The 24,453-nt window shown below is 54.7% G+C and carries 26 protein-coding genes and 1 pseudogene; 11 read left to right on the forward strand and 16 right to left on the reverse strand.

Annotated elements, in window-relative coordinates; translation table 11 throughout:
- Nucleotides 1-121 precede the first annotated feature (121 nt).
- Entirely contained in the window at nucleotides 122-946 is an 825-nt protein-coding gene (locus LAO76_04980; GenBank protein MBZ5490270.1) for a hypothetical protein, read from the reverse strand.
- Nucleotides 947-1,281: 335 nt separating this feature from the next.
- On the opposite strand from LAO76_04980, the gene LAO76_04985 reads away from it, so the two are divergent.
- From LAO76_04985 to LAO76_05005, 5 genes are all read left to right on the forward strand, one after another.
- Nucleotides 1,282-1,491 (forward strand): PRTRC system protein C, encoded by a 210-nt coding sequence (locus tag LAO76_04985; GenBank protein ID MBZ5490271.1) that lies wholly within the window; start codon nucleotides 1,282-1,284, stop codon nucleotides 1,489-1,491.
- A complete protein-coding gene (locus tag LAO76_04990) occupies nucleotides 1,488-1,775 on the forward strand; it encodes a hypothetical protein (GenBank protein MBZ5490272.1) in 288 nt (95 codons plus the stop codon). Before LAO76_04985 ends, LAO76_04990 begins: the two co-directional genes overlap by 4 nt.
- Nucleotides 1,776-2,014: 239 nt before the next feature.
- Entirely contained in the window at nucleotides 2,015-2,863 is an 849-nt protein-coding gene (locus LAO76_04995) for a hypothetical protein (GenBank protein ID MBZ5490273.1), read from the forward strand.
- Nucleotides 2,787-3,545, forward strand: a complete 759-nt coding sequence (locus LAO76_05000) for a PRTRC system protein B (protein MBZ5490274.1) — start codon at nucleotides 2,787-2,789, stop codon at nucleotides 3,543-3,545. The genes LAO76_04995 and LAO76_05000 overlap by 77 nt, the downstream gene beginning before the upstream one ends.
- Nucleotides 3,508-4,308: a PRTRC system ThiF family protein gene (locus tag LAO76_05005; GenBank protein MBZ5490275.1), complete on the forward strand. Its 801-nt coding sequence runs from the start codon at nucleotides 3,508-3,510 to the stop codon at nucleotides 4,306-4,308. The genes LAO76_05000 and LAO76_05005 overlap by 38 nt, the downstream gene beginning before the upstream one ends.
- Before the next feature lie 138 nt (nucleotides 4,309-4,446).
- Here the strand turns inward: LAO76_05005 and LAO76_05010 are convergent, their stop codons facing one another.
- The 11 genes and pseudogenes from LAO76_05010 to LAO76_05060 all read right to left on the reverse strand — a co-directional run bounded on the left by LAO76_05010 (nucleotide 4,447) and on the right by LAO76_05060 (nucleotide 11,324).
- The gene (locus LAO76_05010; GenBank protein MBZ5490276.1) at nucleotides 4,447-5,364 is read right to left on the reverse strand and encodes an NADP-dependent oxidoreductase; all 918 of its coding nucleotides are present in this window, start codon (nucleotides 5,362-5,364) and stop codon (nucleotides 4,447-4,449) included.
- Nucleotides 5,361-5,516, reverse strand: coding sequence for a hypothetical protein (locus LAO76_05015; protein MBZ5490277.1), 156 nt, complete (start codon nucleotides 5,514-5,516; stop codon nucleotides 5,361-5,363). The genes LAO76_05010 and LAO76_05015 overlap by 4 nt, the downstream gene beginning before the upstream one ends.
- 128 nt (nucleotides 5,517-5,644) lie before the next feature.
- Nucleotides 5,645-6,418, reverse strand: a complete 774-nt coding sequence (xth, locus tag LAO76_05020; GenBank protein ID MBZ5490278.1) for an exodeoxyribonuclease III — start codon at nucleotides 6,416-6,418, stop codon at nucleotides 5,645-5,647.
- Between the two features lie 81 nt (nucleotides 6,419-6,499).
- Entirely contained in the window at nucleotides 6,500-6,889 is a 390-nt protein-coding gene (locus LAO76_05025) for a VOC family protein (GenBank protein MBZ5490279.1), read from the reverse strand.
- Nucleotides 6,890-7,055: 166 nt separating this feature from the next.
- Entirely contained in the window at nucleotides 7,056-7,532 is a 477-nt protein-coding gene (locus LAO76_05030) for a VOC family protein (protein ID MBZ5490280.1), read from the reverse strand.
- Nucleotides 7,533-7,650: 118 nt separating this feature from the next.
- Nucleotides 7,651-8,092 (reverse strand): annotated as a pseudogene (locus LAO76_05035) (DNA-binding protein).
- Between the two features lie 205 nt (nucleotides 8,093-8,297).
- Nucleotides 8,298-8,591, reverse strand: a complete 294-nt coding sequence (locus tag LAO76_05040) for a hypothetical protein (GenBank protein MBZ5490281.1) — start codon at nucleotides 8,589-8,591, stop codon at nucleotides 8,298-8,300.
- Between the two features lie 122 nt (nucleotides 8,592-8,713).
- Complete coding sequence (locus LAO76_05045) at nucleotides 8,714-8,932, reverse strand: hypothetical protein (GenBank protein ID MBZ5490282.1); 219 nt, start codon at nucleotides 8,930-8,932, stop codon at nucleotides 8,714-8,716.
- Nucleotides 8,922-9,584, reverse strand: a complete 663-nt coding sequence (locus LAO76_05050; protein ID MBZ5490283.1) for a response regulator — start codon at nucleotides 9,582-9,584, stop codon at nucleotides 8,922-8,924. The genes LAO76_05045 and LAO76_05050 overlap by 11 nt, the downstream gene beginning before the upstream one ends.
- Nucleotides 9,585-10,098: 514 nt before the next feature.
- On the reverse strand, nucleotides 10,099-10,536 hold the full coding sequence (locus LAO76_05055) for a hypothetical protein (GenBank protein MBZ5490284.1): 438 nt from the start codon (nucleotides 10,534-10,536) through the stop codon (nucleotides 10,099-10,101).
- Between the two features lie 371 nt (nucleotides 10,537-10,907).
- Nucleotides 10,908-11,324 (reverse strand): hypothetical protein, encoded by a 417-nt coding sequence (locus tag LAO76_05060; GenBank protein MBZ5490285.1) that lies wholly within the window; start codon nucleotides 11,322-11,324, stop codon nucleotides 10,908-10,910.
- Between the two features lie 232 nt (nucleotides 11,325-11,556).
- On the opposite strand from LAO76_05060, the gene LAO76_05065 reads away from it, so the two are divergent.
- The gene (locus LAO76_05065; protein ID MBZ5490286.1) at nucleotides 11,557-11,796 is read left to right on the forward strand and encodes a hypothetical protein; all 240 of its coding nucleotides are present in this window, start codon (nucleotides 11,557-11,559) and stop codon (nucleotides 11,794-11,796) included.
- Nucleotides 11,797-11,804: 8 nt separating this feature from the next.
- Here LAO76_05065 and LAO76_05070 read toward each other — a convergent pair whose 3' ends face one another.
- Together LAO76_05070 and LAO76_05075 are read right to left on the reverse strand one after the other, a co-directional pair.
- Nucleotides 11,805-12,110, reverse strand: a complete 306-nt coding sequence (locus LAO76_05070) for a hypothetical protein (GenBank protein ID MBZ5490287.1) — start codon at nucleotides 12,108-12,110, stop codon at nucleotides 11,805-11,807.
- 413 nt (nucleotides 12,111-12,523) lie between these two features.
- Nucleotides 12,524-13,138 carry a hypothetical protein gene (locus LAO76_05075; GenBank protein ID MBZ5490288.1) on the reverse strand — a complete coding sequence of 205 codons (615 nt, stop codon included), beginning with the start codon at nucleotides 13,136-13,138 and terminating at the stop codon, nucleotides 12,524-12,526.
- 418 nt (nucleotides 13,139-13,556) lie between these two features.
- On the opposite strand from LAO76_05075, the gene LAO76_05080 reads away from it, so the two are divergent.
- From LAO76_05080 to LAO76_05100, 5 genes are all read left to right on the forward strand, one after another.
- Entirely contained in the window at nucleotides 13,557-14,198 is a 642-nt protein-coding gene (locus LAO76_05080) for a hypothetical protein (protein ID MBZ5490289.1), read from the forward strand.
- Between the two features lie 206 nt (nucleotides 14,199-14,404).
- Nucleotides 14,405-14,989, forward strand: a complete 585-nt coding sequence (locus LAO76_05085; GenBank protein MBZ5490290.1) for a sigma-70 family RNA polymerase sigma factor — start codon at nucleotides 14,405-14,407, stop codon at nucleotides 14,987-14,989.
- A complete protein-coding gene (locus LAO76_05090; GenBank protein MBZ5490291.1) occupies nucleotides 14,976-16,262 on the forward strand; it encodes a hypothetical protein in 1,287 nt (428 codons plus the stop codon). Before LAO76_05085 ends, LAO76_05090 begins: the two co-directional genes overlap by 14 nt.
- Nucleotides 16,263-19,601, forward strand: coding sequence for a TonB-dependent receptor (locus LAO76_05095; GenBank protein MBZ5490292.1), 3,339 nt, complete (start codon nucleotides 16,263-16,265; stop codon nucleotides 19,599-19,601).
- A 250-nt stretch (nucleotides 19,602-19,851) separates the two neighbouring features.
- Nucleotides 19,852-21,999, forward strand: a complete 2,148-nt coding sequence (locus LAO76_05100) for a prolyl oligopeptidase family serine peptidase (protein MBZ5490293.1) — start codon at nucleotides 19,852-19,854, stop codon at nucleotides 21,997-21,999.
- Between the two features lie 72 nt (nucleotides 22,000-22,071).
- On the opposite strand, the gene LAO76_05105 is transcribed toward LAO76_05100, so the two are convergent.
- Both LAO76_05105 and LAO76_05110 read right to left on the reverse strand, forming a co-directional pair.
- On the reverse strand, nucleotides 22,072-22,209 hold the full coding sequence (locus LAO76_05105; protein MBZ5490294.1) for a hypothetical protein: 138 nt from the start codon (nucleotides 22,207-22,209) through the stop codon (nucleotides 22,072-22,074).
- Between the two features lie 325 nt (nucleotides 22,210-22,534).
- Nucleotides 22,535-24,442, reverse strand: a complete 1,908-nt coding sequence (locus LAO76_05110; GenBank protein MBZ5490295.1) for a hypothetical protein — start codon at nucleotides 24,440-24,442, stop codon at nucleotides 22,535-22,537.
- Nucleotides 24,443-24,453 lie beyond the last annotated feature (11 nt).

Consider the following 24,453-nt stretch of genomic DNA (forward strand, 5'->3'; position numbering starts at 1 on the left):
CCGGGCGGCAAAGCTATTTACGGAGAAGCGCGCCAGTGTCCGATTTTCCTGCCCGATCCGATTATGTGATCCGGTACGCTGGCCGACATTTCGTTTATTGACCGAGGCAGCAATACGAGCCTTAGCTCGAAGTAGACGGCGGTGGAGTAGGCGTGTCTATCCGATCAAATGTCGGATTTGGCCACGGATGCGAAGCGAAATAGGGCCACGGGATCAGATCGTTGCGCGAAACCAAGCCGAGTAAAGCCGCAAAAAACAAAGCTAGGCTACCTACCTGGCAACTCGATACAGACCAAGCCATATTGGGATCACCGTTGTAGTAAGCTCCGTCGTGAAGATAACCAATATTATTTTCGAAAAGGCATGACCCTTTTCCAAGGATAAAAACACCATCCAGCGCGGAGCTTGCGATCATGTTTCTCGGCCCTTGCGCCGGCTCGAATTGTGGGTCTGACAACTGCCGTGCCGCATAAGCGCTGCGGATCCAACCGAAGGCCGTCGACATATTGGCCGGCCCGGCATAGGCCACAACGTAGTTGGCGATGGGGCGGAACAAGCCTTGTCGAGACGGGATCAGCTCCTTCACAGCCCTCGCTGCGCTGACGCTTTGGGTGATTCCATCCTGATCCAGAGTGGACTTCACCTCAATGGTCGCCACCACCGCCTCATTTAAGAATGCAGAGATGCCTCCGCCTAGGTAGACTCGGGGAAAATTTCTCCTGTAAAGAATGATGTCGTGCTGATGGCGCGGCGCTCCAGGTACAGAGTTCCGATCGATAATCTCTCCCGACCCAATCGCGAGATCGGAGGGTAAATGATCTTCCAAGAAATCTTTGACGAAAGCTTCACGAGGTATTCCCAAGTGAAGAGAATGGCCCCCGATTGCGGGAATCGCCGTTTGATGGAGAAGCAAATGTTCGCGGTTGTTGAGGTGGGTTACGAGCATACAGTTCGATGTTAACCCACGTAGCAAAGCCGGGATCGAAGTTTAGAATCGCCGGCAAAGCGGCTGGCATGATCTCAGCGAAAGGCGCAAACGCATGACGCTGGACCCGAAGGTTTCCGCCATGCCACAAGCCTTGAATCAAATCCTCTCAAGGCTTATCTGTGAGTTTTTGACCCCCAAATTGTTCGCAACGGAGTAATTCTCCGGAGCATTGTAAATCCCCTTATTTTCCTACCCCGCCGAATGAAGAGTGTTAGCGGCGGGATCGCCGCAGAGAGCGAGAGCTAGACTGAGAAATTTCGTCAATTGAGTCCAATCTATGAGGTGAGTGAACAATGGCCGTGATAATTGAAAGACTTGAACGCCTGTTTGTATTTAATGGCGTGAAACTGCCCGACCCCAATCCAGATTTCACAGTGGAGCAGGTGCGCGATATGTATGTAAACACCTATCCCGAGCTGGCGACAGCCGCCGTCGAGGGTCCAACTCCCGTCAATGGCGCGATGGAATACAAATTCGTGCGCGCGATAGGTGCGAAAGGATGACCCAGCAGAAGACACGCAAGACTTACCCTGCGGCCAAACAATTTGCCGAGTGCCTTATCAGAGCGACCAAGGCCGAAAGGGTTATGCGTGAGTTGGACCTAGTCGCGCAAGGGGCCATGCGTCAGGAAAACCCGATCCAGGAGCAATTAAGAAAATGTCCCGAAGCATTCCAGGCCGGCGAACTGCTCGGAAAGATTTGCGACAGCCTGAGGTACAGCGGCGAGGAAGCCGGAGACGAACGCTGCCTGCCGCCAGCCGGAGCTGTCATTCCTCTCCTCGTCTAATCGGCCTTCCACTATCCGTAACCGTTCCACACCTGAATGGGCTACGTTCGCGTTATTGCTCCCGCTGGGACGAGGAACCCGCAGCCCATCTGGGTAAGAGTTTGCTGCGACTTGGAATATGCCGGACTGAAGATTGGTCGGGCAGCGCCGTAGATTTTGTGGAGCGCGGTTTCCGTCGATTCTGCAAACACAATGGAGCGGACGAGGCGAAGAAAGTCTGGAGCGGATTTCTCCGCATCATGGATCATCCCTTTGAGATGACGGAACAGGAACGCAATTCATCTGAAATAGAAAGTCCCACGATGATGCTTTACCTGGTTGGCGAGTACGACGCCGCAGCCTCGATTCCAATCGGCGCAGCTCTTACTCATTTGGAATCCGAACATGAATTGCTTCCTGCGGCCTTTTACAAAATCCTTGTCCATAATCTCTGGAAATGGATGCGTGTCTTCGATTACAGCGACGCGCTTGAGCACGCGGAGATGTGGATCGAAGACCTGGATGAAGAAAGTGAAGCGGAGTCGGTGTATCCGAGAGTAAAGCAGAACATTCCGCCCTGCTTGCAGAAATACTCGAAAATCGGAGAGCGCAAGGCCCGCAAGTTTCTACAGCAAATGGAACCGTCGGTGCGAAGCTCGGTTACCCGACAGCTGGTTAGGCATGTATTGGAAATGGATACTCACGGACAGGGACGCGAGCATGCGTGGGCGGGCAGACTCGCAGAGCAAATCCCGGCACTAGGCGATTTTCTGAACGACGCCGATAGCTGCGGTCCTGGGTGCCTGATCAGCTGGCACGAGGACGACGAAATTAATGCCTGTTTCGAGGAACAAATGCAGGGCCTCGGCCAAGACGCCCCGCTGGAACCGCCAATTGTGCTGACGATCCAACTTGAGCAACCGGCGCAAGAGCTGGACGGTGAAATCAAACGAGTCTTCGATTATGCGGGCGCTATGCTCCGTTCTTTAGCCTCCGCGGCACAAATTGTTGACATTGCCAGGGAGCTTTACGATGAACACCTCCGTCAGCATCGGCTCCAGTCAGGACTTCAGGCTGAGCCGCGTCCTGCTGGTATACGGGACGAGTAGTTATAACGGCTTTCCTCATCGACATCCGTTTGTCACGTTGCATGAAGTCACTCACGAGAACGAGGAAGCGACTCTGGGAGAAGGTCAACTCGTTACCCCGCAAATGCTGGCTGACCTGATGACGGGTCTTGGCGGGTCGGCACCCATTGAGATCCTGCCGGAACGAGTGATCGTGCGCACGGCCGACACGATCGTGTGGTGGGCTCCATCCCGGCAGCGGACGATGTTCTTCAGCGACCGCGGCGCCGATGCCACGTTGCAAAAGCTGAACGGTAAAAGGTACCCCCATCCGCCGCTCCTTTTCAAAGCTTCAGGCTCGCACTTATCGATTCGTGCGCTGGCTGTGAATGAACGGCCCAACGCAGAGAGCCTGCTGTACATCGCTCCCTACTGGAACTGTTATGACAACGGTGCTGTTTGTACCGGCTCAATGAGAATTCCCCGTGAGAAATCGATTGCGGCAATCGATGCCTGGGAACTCGGCTTCTTTCAAAGCGAGTTTACGCATGCAGCGGGAACGGTGAAGCACACCAGCTATCGCGGCGGGTTACTAGGACTCTGGCAGTACGCCATGGGCAAGGACCGGTTTCCTATCCGCTATCTCGTTAAGGCAAAGCAAACCCTACCGGAGTTCGTGAGCCACCATGACCACCGATACCGAAACGCAAACGCCATTGACTGAGCACCGCATTCCTGAAGCGCTCCTTGACAAGAAGGTGCGCGTGACTGTGGTCGGCTGCGGCGGCACAGGAAGCACGATCGCCGCCGGCTTGCCTTACCTGCATCAGGCCATGCTGGCGTGGGGCCACCCATACGGACTGGACGTAACGTTCGTCGACGGGGACCGCATCTCGCGGACGAACTGTATTCGTCAACCATTCAGCGAAAGCGAGATCGGCCTGCATAAGGCAACCGTGCTGGCGACGCGGCTCAATTTGTTTTGGGGATTGGGATGGAAAGGTGTCCCGGAATTCCTCGATGAGGGCTGGCGCGAAGAGACCGACATCTTGATCGGTTGTGTTGACTCGCGAAAATCGCGCCGCATCCTTACGTCGACGAGCGCGTACTGGAATTGTTGTTATTGGCTTGATTTAGGGAACAATGCGGATTGTGGACAGTTTGTTCTCGGGCAACCGGAGAACGCAAGAAACAAGAAGGTGGATGTGCGCTTGCCCACTGTGGGCGAATTATTTCCCGAAATCATTGATCCCAAGCTCGACAAAAAAGACAAGCTGCCCGCCTGTAGCGCGGCCGAGGCGCTTGAGCGGCAGGAACCTTTCATCAATCAAACCCTCGCCTACCACTCTCTGGCGATGCTTGCGCGTCTCTTTCGGTATGGTGAGCTCACACATCACGGCGGATTTGTGAGTCTTGCGAATGGAAGAATGGCTCCCCTAACCATACGAGCCTCTCGGTCTCCTCGCGGTCTCAAGCGCGCAGCGTGATGGGCTCTGTGCCGGACGGGATATTCGTCAGACATTTGATTACGCCGAGATCCCCGGGCTGGCCGGCGTAATCGTGTTCGACATCTAAAGTCTCCCTTTCGGCGCGTCAATTGCACCTTCGTGGGCGTTAGGCAATCCTCACGGATGAACGCGGATGATCGTCTTTCCCTTGCGTCGCTCGGTCGGGTTGAAGGCGGCGACGGCATCGTCGAGAGTCGAGACGTTGCCGATGTTCGTCCGCAGTCGACCATCCCGCACCCGCTGGACGACCTCACTCAATTGGGCACGATCGGGTACGACGACGAAGTCAATAGTCAGGCCACCAGAGGGCCGCGCCTCGGTCGGGCCGGTGACGGTCACCAGCGTTCCTCCGGCGCGAATCAGTCCCGCAGACCGCTTCCCGATGTCGCCGCCGATGACATCGAAAACCAGATCGACTGCGCCGACTTCTTCCAGGGCTTCGTTATCGAGGTCGACGAACTCCTGTGCGCCGAAGTCGAGAGCCGTCTGACGGCCGGCAGCGCGCCCGGTGCCGATGACGTACGCGCCAGCCTGACGTGCGAGCTGGCTCGCCATCGAACCGACTATGCCGGCCGCACCGTGGACGAGGACACTTTTCCCCGCGTGAAGGCGGCCGTGCTCGAACAGCCCCTGCCACGCGGTCAGGCCCGGCATCACGAGGGCCGCACCCACGGAGAAGTCAACGTCGCCCGGCAGCGGTGAGAGGTTGCGTGCCTCGACGGCCACATACTCCGCCAGCGTGCCGTCGCGATACCAGTCCGTGAGGCCGAACACCCGCTGTCCAATCGACAGCCCCGTCGTGCCATAGCCGAGAGCGGTGACCACTCCGGCCAGTTCGTGTCCGGGGATTGAAGGCGTCCGGTCACGGCCGACGCGATCGGTCCAGGTCGAGGGCCACGTCAGCTCATCCCCGGTGAATCCCGACGCATGAATCTGAACAACGACGTCGTTTATCGCCGCCTGCGGCTCGGGCCGATCCACCAGCTTTACCCCGGCCGTTCCCGCAGCCTGATCCGTCACCACAACCGCCTTCATCGGTCACCTCCCTGTGTCGAGTTCTTGCCTGCAAGGTAGCCGCTCCACCCTTTGTCCCAAGACGGATGATCGAACAGAAACGTATCGATCAAAATCTCGGCGGCACCTGCCTCGATGCGAGATGCGGAATGGCCGAGCCTTGTCAGTTTCATAGGAATTGTCTCCTTGGGAATTTGTCTCTTTCCCGGAAAGGTAAGCTATCTTCCCAGCTGTTTACCTACTCTTTTCATCAGCTAATCCTGCAACGATGCCTGAGAATCGTGTCCTGGCATCGCCTAGTCTAAAGATCGAGCGATATCCACGTTGGCGCATGGTCGCTGGCATTTATCTGGCCACGCGCCCATCGGTCTACACCACCGTCCGCGAGGCGGTCCGACAACTTCGGCGAGAGCAGAAAGTGATCGAGTCGCATGCCTTTGTCCTTCAGCCACCGTTCGTATTTGTAATCCCAGAAAGTCCAGAGCGGCCCGTCCGGATGTAGCCTCCGCATCGCGTCCGTCCAGCCTTGAGCCAGCAAACGCGCGAAGGCTTGGCGGCTTTCGGGTTGGATCAACGCGTTGTTATCCAGCGATCGAGTCGGATAGATGTCCTGCGCTGTCGGCACGACGTTGTAGTCACCGGCCAGCACCACGGGAGCGCCGCTCGCAATGAGTTCCTCAGCACGGGCGATGAGGCGCTCAAACCAGGCCAACTTGTATTTGAATTTCGGTCCAGGCTGCGGATTCCCGTTGGGGAGGTAGATGGAAGTGATCAGGACTCCCTGAACAGCCGCTTCGATGTAGCGGGCTTGGTGATCTTCAGGATCTCCCGGCAAGCTTGCGCAGGTTAGCACGGGAAGATGGTTTCGCGCGAGAATGGCCACACCGTTCCAGGAACGCTCTCCTTGCCAGACCGCTTCGTACCCGATAGTTCGAAGGGCCTTCACGGGAAAAGCGCCCTGCTCCGTCTTGAGCTCTTGGAGACTGACCACGTCCGGCTCAGCTTTGGCTAACCAAGCCAAGAGGTTATCAAGCCGCTTGTTGATGTTGTTAATGTTGAAGCTCGCGATTCTCACAAGTTTTCTCTGTCCCTGTACGTATCGGTGGAGGTCGTCCGTCTACAGTCCCGGCCAGCGCTCGGCAGCAGCAGCGCCTTGTTAGCCCGCAGAGAGCGCACTGATCGTAAGGTAATATCCGTCCGGATCTCGGAGCGAGAACTCCTTCGTTTGAGTGTTCGGATTTTCGTGTGGCTCCTCTTCGAGCCGGGCGACGAGAGAGCGTGCCCTCTGAAGAGCCACATCGAAATCATCGACACGGAAGAACAACAGGAGCCCGTTGCCGGCTGAACCGTGATCGGGGCTCATCAATGAGGGATGCTCGTGCGCGCCCCACTCGTGGAGGCAGAGCAAGACAGTCCCATCTGAATCGAGGATTTGGCCAAAGTAATCGTGGGCAGGAAGAGTAACCGGCTGACCGAACAACGCCTGATACCATTTGAAGCTCCGCGGCACGTCGCCTACCCCTATGATGGTCCACGTGCGCTTCATTGATCCCCCCTTCGGCGATCTAATTCTTGCGTAGCATATCCCATGATTGCCGTGCTGTTTTATGCCGACACGCGGTTCTCTTAGGTTATCGGATCGTCGGCGATTCGAGTTAATTTCTGGATGGCTCGTGATCCAGGATGAATAAGCGCGTGCCGGCGTGTTCACGTCAGCCTCGCCGCGCTGCCTCGATGGTGGCGATGTCGATCTTCTTCATCGTCATCATTGCCGCGAAGGCGCGCTTTGCTTCACCGCCACCAGCCGCAAGCGCATCGGTTAGCGCACGCGAGGTAATCTGCCAGGAGAGGCCCCAGCGATCCTTGCACCAGCCGCACTCGCTTTCCGCCCCGCCATTGCCGACGATCGCGTTCCAGTAACGGTCCGTCTCTTCTTGATTCTCCGTTGCGATCTGGAAGGAAAAGGCCTCGGTGTGCCTGAACACCGGGCCACCGTTGAGGCCGAGACAGGGAATGCCCAGAACGGTGAACTCCACCGTCAGCACATCGCCCTTCCTGCCGCCAGGATAGTCATCGGGCGCTTCGTGAACAGCGGTTACTTTGCTGTCCGGAAAAGTGGCAGCGTAGAAGCGCGCCGCCTCGTGCGCTTCCTTGTCGAACCAGAGGCAAATCGTATTCTTTGGCTTCATGTGCGTGTGCTCCTCGTGCTCCATCAGGGTGTCGCCTTTTGTCCATCTAAGACAGAGCGCTTTCGCGACGGTCACTCTCCCTGTTGACGGGCTCCAAACAAAATACTATTCGACCTGATCAGGCGGCGAGATTAATGAGCGCCAGTCCGCTCTCCTCATCGTGGCTACTTCGAAGATGAGCTGGCATTTCGGACACAATCATTTCCAGCGTCGGCCAGACTCGGCCTTCAAGGAAATGCCCTCCGTGTGCGGTCCCATCTGACTTGCCGACGACCACGTGTGCATGCAAAGTTGGCTTACCATCTTTCTGCACAATGTTGCCGCTGAACGAAAGCACCTCAACCTGTTCGTTGACGCGGATCGTCTTGTAGGCCTTCTGCTGGCGGTCGAAGAATCCTAATTTAAGTTCACTGAAGGCGCCAATAGCCGTTAGTTGAGCGTCCGCAAACCGATTGCTATTGGCGAATTCCACCAGCTGCTTCATGACTTCGTCATTCTTATCGAACACAAATTGCGAATGTTTTCAGTCCATCTTTATCGTGTAGCAGTTTCGTTTTCATTAATATCCTCTCTTGGTCCGGCTAGGCTCATTCCCCTTTGGTTGCGTCTGGAGGCAGATTCGCGAGTTGAAAGCGCGCTACCACCATTCCTATATAAAGAGGAGTCCGCGTGGCCTCAACAACTTATTTCACCAACTCCATTCCGATAAAGTCCCACCTCTTTATAGAAGGTGGTAGTTTCAGTCTTCAAGGACGCGGAAGCTGTTCAATTTGCGCGAACAAGTTGATTGATCGCATCAGGAAGTTTCTCCAGCGATGTGATTGACACCAGTTGATCCACTCCCTCGGGCAAGGACAGATCTCGGCCATCGCTTCGTTCATCCAGGAGAACAATCGGCAACAACGGGCGCACCAATTTAAGTGACTTCACCACAGACCATTCTTTGCCGCGAATGGATTCCGCATCGACTATGGCTGCTGCGACGAATTGCGCGACGCACATGGCGACGCCTTGATCTGGCGTGGCGGCAGTCAAGACCGAATAGTACGAGCCTTTCAAGGCCCGCTCCAATGTGGACAAACCGCTTGCGGAACATGCAATGCACAAAATGCGAATGCGATCTCTAGGCGCCATAGTTCATCGATTTTCCTGTCTTCAAAGCCCCGAGGTATCGTGGGGGTTCAGCCATTTCGCTTTTGCTTGTTTTTTCCTTTGGGCAGTTTACCCAGTTTATTTTCTTCCGACAGGAAGGATTCAAGTGATGCGCTGAGTTCGTCAATAATCGTCTTTGATAATCTCACCATGTCAGGAACGAGGTAGCTGACCTGAAGCGCCAAAAGATTGTTCTGAACGCATCCTCCTAATATTTCCTGCAGAATGGCCGCTTCTTTAACCATCATCGGGATCGTATAGCCCTGGTGAAAACGCGCGGTTTCCGTGCGTGGCCGCCACTCGGCTCGCTTCCGCTAAATTGTCGGAGGTGCGAAGGCTTTGCGCTGCTTTCTCGAGAAGTGCGGGTAAATGGCTTATCCGATCGTTGCGTGATAGCGAAATGGCCGTGAGCTCAGGGTCGTTGCTAACTGCCTGGAGCCATTCCTCGATGATCGAATCTCGGTGCTGCAGCACGATTTCGGAGACTCGCTTAGTTGGGAGGTTATGGCCCGAGTGCTTAATTCCTGTGGCCAGCTTGGACTTGATCTTTTCGACCAGAGCTTCGGTCTCCGTTGGTTTGACCAGATAATCATCGACTTGCTGCCGAATCGCTTCGAGGGCGGTTTCGAAAGCTGGATAACCGGTGAGGATGAAAGTGACGACGTGCGGTTGTGTCCGCCGCATAGCGCTGACAACAGTAAAGCCATCCCCTGGTTGGCCGATATTCAGGTCTGCGATCAGAACGTCAAATGTTCGGTTCGCTATCAGGCTCAGCGCTTCAGGCACGGTTGCCGCAGCGGTAACAGAGAAGCCAAAGGAGCGAAGCACTAGAGGAAGAGTGACGCGGATGCCTTCCTCGTCGTCGACAAACAGAACTTCGGTTTGAGACTGTGCGCTCACTTTTAACTTTAGTCAGAGAAGTTAGATGCATGTTCAAATCTCAGCACGGGCAGGATGTCGCCGAATTGGAAGGAATTCGCTTCGCTTGGTTTTCTCTGAGGCTCGCGAGCAAGGGCAAAAATAAGGAGTCTCATTTCCGATTGATGAAGCATGCTCAAGAGAAAAAGAGCAACATAGGGCAGCTGGTCGTACATTTCGAGACGGAATTTCTGTCGAAGTTATCGACAAACATTGTGAGGACATTCTCACAACAATGGCGCGATTTGACCAGGACTGAGCCCGAGTTTTTAATGAAGATGGCTAATCCATGGCTCGGCCAGCCATGTGGGAATGTAATACGCTTCGCAGACAGATAAGAAGAAGCTCCGGACGATGCGACCTCAGCGTTCGGATTCTGTTTGCGAGGAGGGGTGGCTTAGATAGCCACCCCTTGTTTTTGACAAGCGGCACATGGTGCGAGTAACAGGTTAGGAGCCCATGCATAGCGGGATTCCCGCAGGGCGCGTGTGCAGGCCTACTTGTGCTTCTGCACGCTTTCGAATCCCTTTTCAAATTGGGTAACCAGCGGAGTTTCACCGTACTGAAGTCCGTCGCGTCCCATGACGCGCCAGAGAAAATTGCCGATCGGTTCCTGGTGCCCGTCGTACACGGCCATGAGATCTTCGGAAGGCCGGCTGGTCACGAGGATGATGACGTCGGCCTCGGAGGGTCGGTACACGATCGTCAGTTTGCCCCACTTCTGAATGGCGTCCTGCACGGCGCCAATTGCGTTGCGATCTTCGGGAAGTAGGTTAGGATTGAACTGATCTCCGTCATAGGAAGCTACGTAGACGTAGCGCGCATTCGCCAGAGTGCCCGGAAACGCTGGTAGCTTCGCACTTGGATTGGGCGCAGCCAAGGCGGAACCCGCCACCAGAATCAGGCTGATGGCCACGAGAGAAAATCGCTTCATAAAGTGCCTCTAACCATTAGATGGCTATCGTTTTCAATTCGGTTCTTTTGCCATAAGGTTGGTGTCTTGCAGCTTTATGCTGGCCGGCGGAATTCGGATTCGTTACCGGGCTTTTCGGCGTTCCTGCGTTTAGGATGATGCTGCTGACATGTGGAAGAAGCCACACACAAATAACCCCAAACAAATAACGCTACGAGAATTAGCTTTTTGGATCTGTCCGCGTCAATTGGCCCGTTCTAGGCTGTGGTTTTAAGGGCAAGAAGTTTCTGGATTCAAGCCGACCTGCATGTTTAATTGGCGGAGCATCGGTGCCATTTTCGGAAGGCTTACGCGTCCGAGGGTGACCACAGTGCGTGGTTCCGCGCAACGTCTCAGCTGGCTGCATCCTTGATCTTGTATTTTTGTGGTTCCCGATCGTTGAATCGCTGCGTCAAGCGTTGCTGAAGCATGTTTACGGAGTCAATGAGCGAGTGCATACCATTGGTTTGGAACGTGACTATTCGCCGTTCAATATCCCCGCACAAGTTTCGCACCATCTGATCGAACCGGCGCAAGCGCTCCGCAGCCAGGAAGGCCAACACAGTTTCCGGGTTTTTCTTCGTGTGCTCCGCGTTAATGAGTTCGCTGACGCTCCAGGCGGTCAGGCGCACGTTGTCGACGGCGTGACGGAACTCGTTCAGAGCAACGGTGTCGGGCGCGGCTTCTGTTTTAAGTCGATGCTCCACGCGCCTTAATTCAGACGTCAGTTGCTCGATCTCATGGGTCAGGTTTTCGGGGATTTTAGTCATCGCGCTCGTTCTACCTCATTCACGGGAACTTTAGCCTGAGATGCGCTTGGCGTATGAGCATACCGAACGCATTGCAATGACTTTAGTAACAATCACTTCCGGGCCGTAGGACATGTTACTTTTCCGGTACTCTCCCCACAACCAATCTGATTCTTAGCGTATCTTAATGGCTGGAAAGCTCTCCTCCCCCATTGGGAACCAACTCGGGTTACAAGCTAAAAGGATACTTATTTTGGTTGCCACAAAACGGGCTCCGGAGCCTCCCAATTCGAGGCTGTCTGTAGGGGATTACATCGCAGACATCCTGCTGGACGCTCGTCCAGAAGGCACGATCTATCATTGGATCGTGCAGCGTCTCGGTTCTGCCGCCATTATCCACTGGGGCCAGGAATATACGTTTGAAGACGCTCACGCCGCGGTGAACAACTATTTGGAATCCCCTTCGGTCAAGGACAAACCGAAGAAGGCTTAGGGCTCCGGCTATACCGCTACGGAGGCCGCTCCTTCGTCGTCCAATTCATACAGATAAATGCGGAAATCCTGATGATTCAGGCCTTCGCTGAGGGGCCGGACAACTTCGAATTTCACCTCATCTCGACATTTGGCACAACGCGGGAAGACTTGATCCCTGAGCAGGGTAACTTCATGGGGTAGACGATGGGCCTTATGGATAACGCGGTAAATCCCACTTTCCGCAATCGGCTCGCCTGTTCGGAAGGTGGGCTGTTTCGTCATACCACTCGCTGCAGTTTTTACCAGAATCAACTGAGACTGCTTGGCCCGCATTAAGAAATTCCTTACCTACTTTTTTGATGCAAGTCTCTACACAAGTGACGGTATAATTCCTGAGTCTCTCCTCTAACAAATCGAAGGCAAAGATGCCGTCCAGCCATCCAACCTCAACTCGGAAGGCCAGCCCGTATTGCGTCAAGCTGATTGAGTCATATTGTGTCGCATGTGGGCTGCTCATTTCTGCGAGTCCCCGGCGACGAGTCCTAACTGTGATGGAGAGGCTCCACAGGTGCCCGGTATATTTTCATTATCCCCAGCCAATCAGGCGGGCGAGTTGATCGATTCATTTTCTAGCGAGGATCGGGCTGAGAATTAACACGCCTTTCGTTCCTTACATCAGTGACCAAGATCGCGGCGGCACTTTCCTTAATATAAGGTCCCGCCTGCGATGAATTGCCGAGGCCGCTTTATTCATCTTTACCTTTTCCCCCATCGCATGGCCCTGTTCTCAAGACGCGGCTCTTCTGTTGGTTGCGCAGCTTCAGCCGGGCGCGCTTCAACTCCCGCGAGTATTCGGCGCGCGCAGCCCCAGCGGTCGTGCCGAGCATCTGAGCAATTTCCTTCCATTCGAAGCCGGACCTCCGCCCTTCGTACATTTTCCGGCCTCGCGGGCTGAGGTGGCTGGCGGCCTTCTTCGCATCCAATCCGCAGTCTGCTTTACTCGTGCAGTGCTTCCCGGCATCCGGTGCTGAAAGTTCCTCGGCGTTTTCGACCAGTTCTACGCGCTGATGCCTTGCTCCATACCGCCGCAGCGCCCGACAGAAAGCGCACAAGACCAGTCCACCAGTGTCTTGTGCAAACATGGGAATTCCGCGGCGGTCGAGGTAACGTGAAACCTGCGTCACGGTTCTTTCCATCAGGCCCGCGGCTTCGCAGGGCTCGCCAAGCAATGCTCGTGTTTTCTTGCAGGCGTCATCCCAGACTTGACGGGCCGCAGTGCGGACATCTTCGCGAATCGCTCTCCCTGAGCTATCCGTCTCGCGGTCCCACCAGAGTAGGTTATTCCCAGAAAAAGCATCCATAGACACACCCCAATGTGTCCGCAATAAATGCGATCACAGCGTTAAAGAAATTTCTATTTTGAGCACGTAGCGGTCGGAGACTGAGCGCTGAAACAGATTGCTCCCAGTGACCAACCGCTGACCGCCGGGGGAGGGCAGCCTACGCTTACATTAGAGTTTGACCGTCTTGTTTCTAAGTTGGTTGCGCGAAAGATGTAATCAATTTGTCAAACGTTTGTTTCCATCGAGAAGCAGAATTTACTGTCACAAATTCCTGTTTGCCTGCCATTTATAGATAGGGAGGAAATCTGGAAGCAATAGCCTGGTTGAAGATTCATTTTGGGCCACAACAATCTCGCCTCCAGCCACTATTCGTATGGACGAGCCCGGGTCTCGCAGTAAGCGCCGCATATTTCGTTGGCCAGAGGAGGCAAGAGCGTTGATTGCATCCTATCTGAAATCAAACAAGGGTTACGGCCGCAAGAGAGCCGTGGCCGGGCTTGCGACGAGCCTCGTCGCATTGACCGGATATCCACGCGACGCCTGTCTGCGATTCATACACCAGCACGGCGTAAGGGAAAAGCGTGCCTGGCGACCGTGGACGAAGCCGGAGCAACAACGTTTGCTGGACCTCATGGAAACTTGCCCAGTGGATGAGGCCGCGAAGATCATGCAACGCTCGTCACGTTCCATTCGGTCAATGTTGCATCGCCTGGGTGAGAGCTCGCAAAGAGGGCGCGACTGGTTTACACCCTACAGCCTCGCGGAGGCTTTGCACGTCCGAGTTGATGAGGTGCAAAAGTGGATCGATCACGGTTGGCTTAAGTGCCGCATTGTAGAAACAGCTGGCGTTAAAAAACGAATTATCGATCCTGACGATTTCTCCGAGTTCGTAAAACAGCACGGCCGGGCCGTGGTTGGAAGGCGCTTGAATTCAGATGGGCTCTGGTTCGTGCAGAATTTTGTCTTTCCGCCAAAACACGCGCATCTACTGCCGCTGCGAAAAAGCAAGGATACGCTTGTCGCAAACATTGAAAAAGATGACGACGAAGCGGAGAGTTCCATCGAGCGGAGCGCTTAGGGGAGGGCCACACCATTCTTACTAGAATGCCCGCGGCCTGTTAACTGTGTCTCACGAGAAAGAAATAATCTTCTTTTGTGGAATTCCCAAATCGGGTGTGGTATTCCATGTGCAGATTCATTCAGAGAATGTGCCCAGGCCCTCTAACGCGGCGCAGCCCGCAGTCCAAGGATACACAACTTCAACAGCTCAGCGACGAGGAAGTCATGCACGCCGTTCAGCAGGGCAATGGGGACGCCTTTGCCGTGCTGTTCGATCGCTTTCATCGCCTCGTTCTGGTTACTGCCCTCAAGATCGTACGGGACGTGTCCGAGGCCGAAGAAGTGACCCAGAATGTATTTTTCGAAATTTATCGGATTGCCGAGAAATTCGATTCCGCCAAAGGCAGTCTTAAAGTGTGGCTCTTGCAGTATGCCTATCATCGCAGCATGAACCGGCGAAACTACCTCGTGCTGCGACAGTTTTATAACCGGCCCGAACTTGATGAGGTGCTGGATTGGGAGGAAGGCACGCAGGGTCCGCCACAGCTGTTCAGCCAGGAGATCGCACGAGTGGTCAAAGAAGCGCTCGGCACCCTTAACGAGGCCCAGAAAAGGACCATCGAGATGGTGTTTTTCGAGGGGCTGACGCTGAGAGATGTATCGGAGAAAACGAGGGAATCGCTCAGCAATGTCCGTAATCATTATTACCGAGGCCTCGAACGATTGCGGAGTTGCCTCACCGAAGAGCCTGAGGTCACCCGGCGCAGAAATGCAGCGTCTGTTGGTGAGGTGAATCATGTTAAAGCATGAGCATTACCAAGAGATATGCGCAGTCGCCAGTATCGGTCAGGCGTCCGGCACGGAGTTGGCGGAATTGCAGCAGCACATGGTCTCCTGCCCAGAGTGCCGGCAGCGGTATTCGGATTTTATGGAGATCCAGGCGAGTCACTACGCGGTGACGACGGGCGACCCGGAGCTCAGCGCGCCTGAAGCCACTGCATGCATAGACTCAGCGCTTCTACGTGAGAGATTTTTCAGGAGAGCGGAATCCCAGGGAATAGTTATCACTCACGCCGGTACAGGATCAATTCAGCCGGAACCGCGGATACGGCTCTTCACGCCAAAGACTTGGCCGGTACTGGCGGTTCGTGCCGCAGCCGCAATGTTCTTGGTCGGAGCTGTCGGCTTGACTGGATATTATCTTGGCGGCCGCCGCGTTCAAACTGCGTCTCTGACGCAGCACTCCTCTAACAGCCGAAGCACAGCTCAGATAGACGCTGACGGTCAGCAACTGCGGTTGAGACTGACAGGTCTAGAAGCTGAAAATCTCAGCCTGTCGGCTGAACTCGAGTCATTGAAGTCGTCTTATGCGCGGGCATCTTCAGCCTTCGCTCGACTCCAAGACGATAATGCGGAGACCGAGAACCAGCGGTTTGCTTTGTCGGCCGATCTCAAAGAACGCGATGAAATGATCGACAAACTGCGAAAGCGCGTAGAAGAAAGTCAGGCGGCAGCGGCTAGCGTGCGCGCCGAATTAGAGAGAGCGCAAGGCGGACGAGTTGAGGACCAGGCTACTCTGATCGAATCCCAGATTCGCATACGCGATCTATCGGAACAGTTGGCTGAGAAATCGAGCGCACTGGAGCGGGAGAAAGAGCTCTTGGTCGCCGGCAGAGACGTTCGTGAATTGATGGCTTCACGCAATCTGCATATTGTTGACGTGTTCGATACAGACCCTAAAGGCAAGACCCGCCCGGCTTTCGGAAGAATCTTCCTTACTGAGGGCAAGTCGCTGATCTTCTACGCTTATGACCTCAACGACCCCCGCGTTCAGAACGCAGGGTATCACTATCGGGTTTGGGGAAAGCGAGAAGGACCAAGCCAGCACGCAAAGAGCCTGGGAATTTTCTATTCCGATGACAAGTCTCAGAAACGCTGGGTACTGCAATATGACGATCCCAAGGTGCTGCAAGAGATCGACTCAGTTTTTGTAACGCTGGAACCCCCAAACGGGGACCTGGCACAGCCCAAGGGCGACAAGCTCATGTATGCGTACCTGCGTGGCCAGGCAAATCATCCATAAGTGTCGTCGGCACTGATTCAAATCCACAATTTTTTCCATCCTGCTGAAACATTTCGGAAAGCTTCTTGGCACACTCGAACAAAGGAGGGACCCAACATGTCCCTGTCACGCATCTTCGTGCGAAGTGCAGCACTTCGATTTGGACTGTTGGCAGCCTTCACGATGGTGTCCATAACAGTGCCCCTCGGCTTCGCGCAGACGGAACTTGCGACCGTCTTTGGACGTATCACGGACCAATCGGGCGCTGTAATGAGCGGAGTCGAAGTCGAAATCAGAAACGTCGGCACAAATGCGGCACTCGTTGCCACAACCAACAGCGATGGTTTGTACTCGGTACCCTCGCTGCATCCGGGCGAGTACGTGATCTCCGTGAGGAAGCCGGGATTCCGAACGGTTTCAGCGACCGGGTTGGAACTCAACGTCCAGGACAATGTCATTCGGAATTTTGTCTTGCAGGTGGGATCAACCTCCGAATCGATTACCGTGAGCGCGGAAGCCGGAAAGATCAACACGACCGATGCATCGGTCAGCACGGTGGTGGACCGCAATTTTGCGGAAAACCTGCCGATGAACGGTCGTAGCTTTCAGACGCTGATCCAGTTGACTCCCGGTGTGGTTGTAACTGCCAGCAATGCTGGCGATCAAGGCCAATTCAGCGTTAACGGGCAACGCGCCGCCTCCAACTATTGGATGTTGGACGGTGTCGGAGCAAACATAGGCATCGGCATCAGTTCACACGTCGTTGCTGGGAATGGTCTGGCGGGGGCCGCTGGATCATTCAGCGCGCTTGGTGGCACTAACAGCCTAGTTTCTGTTGATGCGATGCAGGAATTCCGCATCCAGACGTCGACGTATGCGCCGGAATTCGGCCGCGTGCCTGGCGCGCAGATCTCGATAGTTACTCGCAGCGGCACTAACCAGTTTCATGGGACCGTGTTTGACTACCTGAGAAATGATGCTCTCGATGCCAGCAACTGGTTCAATGGGTACACGAACAATCCTCCACTCCCAAAGGCGAAAGAACGCCAGAACGACTTCGGTGGGACGTTTAACGGTCCGATCTGGAAAAATCACACCTTCTTCTTCTTCTCGTACGAAGGGCTCCGATTGCAACTGCCACAAACAACCTTGACAACTGTCCCCGATCTTTTGTCACGCCAGAACGCATTGCCGGCTCTCCAGCCCTATTTGAATGCGTTCCCCCTCCCCAACGGTCCCCCAGCCGTAGATGCGCAGGGCAGTCCAATTCCCGGTGTCGCGCAGTTCAACGCGAGCTATTCCAACCCTGCGTCGCTCGATGCCTATAGTCTTCGGCTCGACCATGCTTTGAACAAGAAAATTCTGCTATTTGGTCGATACAACTATTCCCCATCCGAAATCGTGCAACGCGGCGACGCAGGTGCGCCGCTTAGCGTTGTCTCCCCCACAAATATCAGGGTACAGACGGCCACACTCGGCACGACTTGGACCCCGTCATCCTTGGTCGTAGACGATTTCCGCGCTAACTACAGCCAAACAAATGCCGCGAACAACAGGCTTCTAGATGGCTTCGGGGGCGCAACTCCATTGGCAGTTCTGCCATTCCCCGCTCCGTTCAACTCTCAGAATGGCCACCTGTTCATGGATATACTCCCATTGCAGGGCGGCATACTCGAAGCCGGACAACAGGGACACAACGTTCAGCAGCAAATCAACTTCATTAATAGCCTTGCGGTGCAAAGAGGCTCGCACAGTTTCAAATTCGGGGTCGACTATCGGCGGCTCTCACCCCTTGACGCACGTTTTTCCTATCAGCAGCTTGTCTATTTCTTGTCTGTGCCGGACGCCGAACAAGGGCAGCTGCTTCTTAACGCTCTGTACTCTAATGTCGATTCAACTTTCTTGTTCCGGAATCTCGGCATGTATGCCCAAGACACCTGGAGAATTGTTCCTCGTCTCACTGTTACCTATGGGGCACGATGGGACGTTGACTTCACCCCACGCTCCCTGCATGGGCCTGCATTGCCGGCGGTGACCGGGTTCAATCTCAGTGGTCTTTCTAACATAGCAGTGGCCCCTCTTGGAACTCCAGCTTACAGGACGACCTACGGCAATGTTGCACCGCGTCTTGGGGTCGCTTATCAGCTGTCCCAGAAGCAAGCATGGCAAACGGTGCTTCGTGGTGGAGTTGGCCTCTTCTACGATCTTGCGAGTTCGGAGGTAGGCAACAGCATCGGTCCAGGTACATATCCTTTCGGGAGCTTCGTGCTAAATATCGGTGGCACTTTCCCTCTGACGCCGGCAGCCGCTACCCCCGCTCCGATCGCACCGCCCAGCACTGATGCCCCGACAATTCTTGCTGGCTTCGATCCTCATCTGGTGCTTCCGTATACGCTTGAATGGAACGTCGCCTTGGAGCAGTCGCTTGGCAAGGAGCAAACCCTATCCGCGTCTTATATCGGCGCCTCCGGCAGGCGCTTACTGCAAACAGTTCAGGGAGACCCTGGACCAGCTTTTGTTCAGGCGCAAATTGTAGCTAACCTAGGCTGGTCTAGGTACGACGCGCTACAAGTTCAGTTGCAAAGGAGACTTTCCCACGGGTTGCAAGCACTTGCGTCTTACACATGGTCCCACTCAATCGATACCGGTTCAGCTGGCTCTGTCTATAGTGGGTCCAACGGGCCCATCGCATCAGCCGTTGAGCTCAGTCGCGGGCCTTCGGATTTCGATATTCGGCACACATTTTCTGCAGGCCTCACCTATGTCGTCCAAGCTTCTCAAGCGAACGCCTTCGCAAGAGCCATCCTCCGCGATTGGTCGATTGACAACATCATTCAGGCTCGTTCCGCGCCACCGGTGGATGTTGAGGATGGGAACAATCTTTTCGGATTTAACAACGGTGCATTTGCATCCATTCGGCCAGATCTAGTTTCAGGCCAGCCGCTTTATTTGCCCGGAACGCAGTTCCCTGGAGGAAGGGCTTTCAATCCCGAGGCATTCACGGATCCTCCGGTTGACCCTAATACTGGCAATGCTCTGCGCCAAGGCAACGTGCCCAGAAACTTCCTTCGAGGATTCGGTGCCACACAGTGGGATTTTGCCGTACATCGCGACTTTCGGCTTCACGAGCCCTTGAAGCTTGAGTTCCGAGCAGAGATGTTTAACGTACTCAACCATCCCAATTTCGGACAACCCGGTGAACAATTCGGTGTTGGCGGATTTGGGGTGTCAAGCCAAATGCTTGGGCAATACCTGAACGGCGCCGGCGGAAGCTCCAATCTAGGGAGTGGCGGGTTCAGTCCTTTGTACCAATTTGGAGGACCCCGCTCAATCCAGCTCGCAATGAAATTCATGTTCTGAGCGTTCAACTGACGAGCGTTTCGGCAGAGAAGTGAACACTTCACCTGCTTCACGAGGTGGCGGGTCGGAGAATTTCCACCATCGCTTCTTTCGCTCTATGCCTTGGTTCTCCATGCTCTGACCACAAGCCAGAAAGGCACTGGAAGACCTTGTACCAAGGATGAAGGAGTCACGTACAAGCCGGCGGCTGCGATTCAGTCTTCGTAGCGCGGCTTCGAGCAACAAATAAACAGCATAGGAGCCGAGCGAGATGACCGGCAAAGTATTCAAAGTATTTTTCGCCCTTACCTTTCTGACCCCGTTGGGCATCAGTTCGCAAGCCCAGGCCCAAAAAAGACATCGAGTAACATTTGAGGACTTGGACCACTTCAACGACACAGAGTCTTTGGCGCTCTCGCCCGATGGCGGAAAGCTGGCTTACACAGTCGAGGACACCGGGAAGGACAATAACCTCGGGCTTTGGCTCATGGATACGCGTCAAGGCAGCCGTCCGCGAAAAATAGCTGATGGCCGTTTCCCAGTGTGGGCGCCGGACGGTCGGCGCTTGGCATACTATTCGCGCGACTCGGGAACCCTACAACTCTGGGAATTCGACCTAACCTCTAATCGACGCGTGCAGTTGACGCATATGAAGGGGGGTATTATCCCAGAAATTGGCACAGTAGGGTTGGGGTACTCGATTTTTGAGGCGGTACGTTATTCATGGTCACCGGACAGCACCAAAATCGTATTCTGCTCGCAGGTTTCGATCCCCTCGTCTCCACCACGGTATAAGAAGACCGCGCACAAATCGGCGACAGATCTCACTGGCACACCTCTTATCTTGACTCCTGGCACACCGACGGATTGGACACTGGCTGGGGTGTTCGCTCAAGGAGTGACGCGACAGCGGCAATGGCACAACGGAAAGCAGGAGCATCGCGAATCCACGACTATTTATGCCGCTGCCACTACCACGCAACTCTTTGTCGTTGATTTACGCAGCAAGCAGACGGTGCAGCTGACTAAAGGAAATTTGGGATACTTTTCACCAGACTGGTCGCCTGGCGGAGAACAAATCGTATGTGTATCCAACGAAGGTCATTCCTGGGATTCCTATTGGGTGCACACAAACATTCACTTGATCCGTGCGTCGGACGGTCGAGATACAAATCTAACCGCAGACGAAGTGTCCAAGCACACACCCGCCTGGTCGCCCGACGGTCGCTGGATTGCCTATTTTGGCACCAACACTGAACACGTGAGCAAGGTGTCTTTGCTGATCTTACCTAGTGCCGGAGGGAATCCCATTGACACGAGTTCGAAACTCGACCGGAGAGTGTTTGATGCGCACTGGTTGCCTGACAGCAAGACAATGGTGGTGAACTACACAGATGGGCTCGACTCGCCGGTCGCGCGCCTCGACGTCATGTCGGGTGAACACGCAGTCATTAGCGGCTCCACGGCTGCGGGAAGGAGTTTCACATTCGCTGCATCGCGGTCAGGCGTGGTCGCGTGGACTCAGAGTGACCCAACAAATCCGGGTGTTATAAGGGTTGTGCCATATAACGAAAACGCGTCTTACGTCCTGCTCGATCTGAACCCTGAAATCAAGAACTGGGATCTTCCAACCCAAGATGCAATTCATTGGACGACTCAGCGTGGTGAGAAAAGGGAGGGTATCCTGCTGAAGCCAGTCGGCTACGAGGAAGGAAAACGATATCCCCTGATTGTCGACGGCTATGTAAGAGGAAACGGCTTTAAAGCGGCGGCAATGGAAGGAAATATTGCCCTGGCCACAAGAGGGTACGCGGTGTTTTGGCCCGACGTAGAAGCACCGCATGACTGGGTAAATCCCTTTGAGTCGATGGCAAATCAAGAAGCGGCAAAAGGAGTGAAGGGATTAAAGTTACTGTTTGACGACGCGATGTCTGGGGTAGACGAGCTAATTGCCAAGGGCATCGTTGATCCGGATCGAATGTGCTTGTATGGATTCAGCAACGGAGGCGCTGTTGTCAACCAGTTGGTGACAATGACAGACCGATTTAAATGCGCAGTTTCAGTCGCGGGAGCACTCTCGTCCGATTGGTCAAGGCCTTTCTTTCTTCAGAGTAATGCCAAGTTCATACCTGATATCGCGGGCGCCACACCCTGGGAAGACACTCAGGCTTACGTCAAGCTATCAGCGATCTACCGCCTCGACAAAGTAAACACACCGATGCTTCTCGCAGACGGCGATGCTGACACGATGTTCCTGCTCGGCTGCATCGAGACCTACAACGGCCTGCGGTTCCTCCAGAAGGACGTGACACTTTTGCGTTACCCAGGTCAAGGGCACGGCTTCGAAGGGCCAGCCCTGAGGGACTTCTGGGAACGGGAAAACGTGTTTTTCGATAAGTATCTCAGGCCTGTTCAATGAAATCGGTGAGGATCGCAGATGGTTGGTTGAGCGGCACGGCATGTCTTTCGCTTGCTAGGTAGCGAGGGTTCTTCAGAATAGGAGAGCGAGGACTTCCTGCGGCTTGCTGCCCAAAATCAGCTCGCCAGGATCGCCCAGGACCTTGATTTCCGGGTTCTGGTGCTCTCTTTCTACCTCTCTTTCTTTGATTGATCGAACTGCTTGCGCCAACCGATTCTTTCCAGATCAGCTGGCAACAGATTCCGACAAATAGGATTCCCAGGCGATGAAGCGGACGTTGGCACCTGGGGGAGGGCATCTCTCGGCCACAATAGTGGCCGAGGGATGGTAAAGCTTGTGTTCAGTCTCCTGTTTCAGTCAGATCTCGCACGGAGATGTTGGATATCGGTTTCAATGACTTCTTGCGGCTTGTTGCCTAAAATCAACTCGCCAGCATCGCCGAGAACCTTGATCTCTGGTTTCTGGTGGTCTGCCATCTGTCTACCTCCTTTCTTCGATTGATCGAACTGTTTTGCGCCAACTGATTCTTTCGAGATCAGCTGGCGATGGATTCCGACAAATACGGCTCCGCACGTGCTGAAGCGGAAGTCGATAGAGAAAGAACGCCATGCGCCTCTGCGTTTCTGAGCCATACCTCTAGCGACAGAACCTTGAGAAGACCGGCGACACGGCTCGGGAGTTGACCGTGCTTGATGCTTTCCATCTGCGCGCGAAGGGCTGCTCCATCAATGATGTGAAGGCGTGAAGAAATTGGTGAGACCAGAAGATTGTGAACTTCGGTCCAGTGCTTCGCTACGGTAACCGCAATGCAACGCCCTGTGCCTGCTTTGGACTTTCGATGTAGTATTTCCGGGGGCAGAAGGTGTGAGAGCGCACGCCGCATGAGTGAACGCCGGTTGCCTGGCCGGAGCACCTGGTCCGTTGGAATGGACAGGAGAAACTCGACCAGGGTCTGGTCCAGGTATGGATATCGCTTCTCGGGAACCGTTGGCCGATGAAATGTTAGCTCGCGCCCAAAATTGATGATTGTCTGATAGGCGTCTCTGACGCTTGGTGTCCAAAACCATTTTCCCTCGGCAGCCGTAAGCGCGCGACTTGCTAAGCTGTATTGTCGGGCAAAGTCACGGTTGGTCCAGGGCCACACATCCGCCACGTTCGTTCCGACGCGCATTTGGCGAGGCAGCAACAGACTGAGGCTCTCTCCCAAAAGGTGTATGAGCGGATATCTTCTATCTAAGCACCATTTCAATAGTTGAGAGCCACCCTCAGAAAAATGCAACCGCGCAAGACGATCGGCGATCTGCACTCTCACATCGAGAGCTTGCCCGTTAACCTCGTCTCCACCCTGTCCTGAAAGGACGACGCGGTATTTATGCCGATCGATTATGTCTTTTCGTGCTGACTGTATTTCCAGCCGTTCGCCGAACCCTGGGGTGGGCACAAAGCGTGAACAGGAGATGGGAAACGTGTCCCCGGTTCCTCGAATGGCGGCATGGTGGCCGGCTCGGCCTCGCTGCTCCTCAACCTTTATGAAATAGCGATGATCGTCCTCGTATGGCTCATCGCAATCGAAATAAGAAAAGGTGTCAATGCGAGGCGCATTAACGGGTTGCTGCTTCGAAAGCTCATCGGCCATACACACGATAGCGGACGAATCGAGGCCTCCGCTCAGCTCGGCAAGAATCACAGAGTCTGAGCAGAGACGGCGGCGAACAGCCTGACCAAAGAGACAACGGTACTGTTCTTCGTACTCAGCATCTGTCTTACACCGGGTTTTAAGGCCGGGACTGAACTTCCAATGATTGCGCACCGTTGTGTTGCCGTCGTGAACGCGGATGAACTTTCCTGGAGGAACGGAGCGAATCTCGCTGTACGGCGTGAGGTCGGCGTCAGGGTAAAAAGAGAGATAACCAGCAATGTACTCGTTGCAGAGCGTGAAGCACTCTCCAGACAATACCAAGGGGGACATCAGGCTGCACCAGGTAATCCTCTTGTGCGTTAGGTGATAGAAAAGGTGTCTGACTCCGATATAATCCCTCGCAAGGATCAATTCCAGTTCTCGCGGGTTCCAAATTGAGAGCGCCCAATCTCCTATCAGCTGCGAAAAGGAACGTACCCCGGCTTTGCGAAACCCTGCTGCCACGATAGCAACATCGGTCGAGTCCGCGTCTACCGAACCGCGGAGCTGTGCAATGAGTTCAGCTCGGTTGTCGAGTCGGCCATCCCAGGTGATGATGACTCCATCGTCACAGACGTGTGGTTGTGTTTCGAGGCGCGAATGTGGCGTTGTGTGGAACGCTCGATAGAGTATTCCCATATTTCCGAGGACATGCATACTCTCGCCGTCCGGCCCATACTCCATAATGGTCTGACTGATGCGACTGAGCCGCTCCCGCCCAACTGGTTCTCCATCAAAATTCCATTCCCCGGCTTGAACGCTCATCGTTGGTCCCC

The organism is Terriglobia bacterium, from assembly GCA_020072645.1.
Classification (GTDB): domain Bacteria; phylum Acidobacteriota; class Terriglobia; order Terriglobales; family Acidobacteriaceae; genus Angelobacter.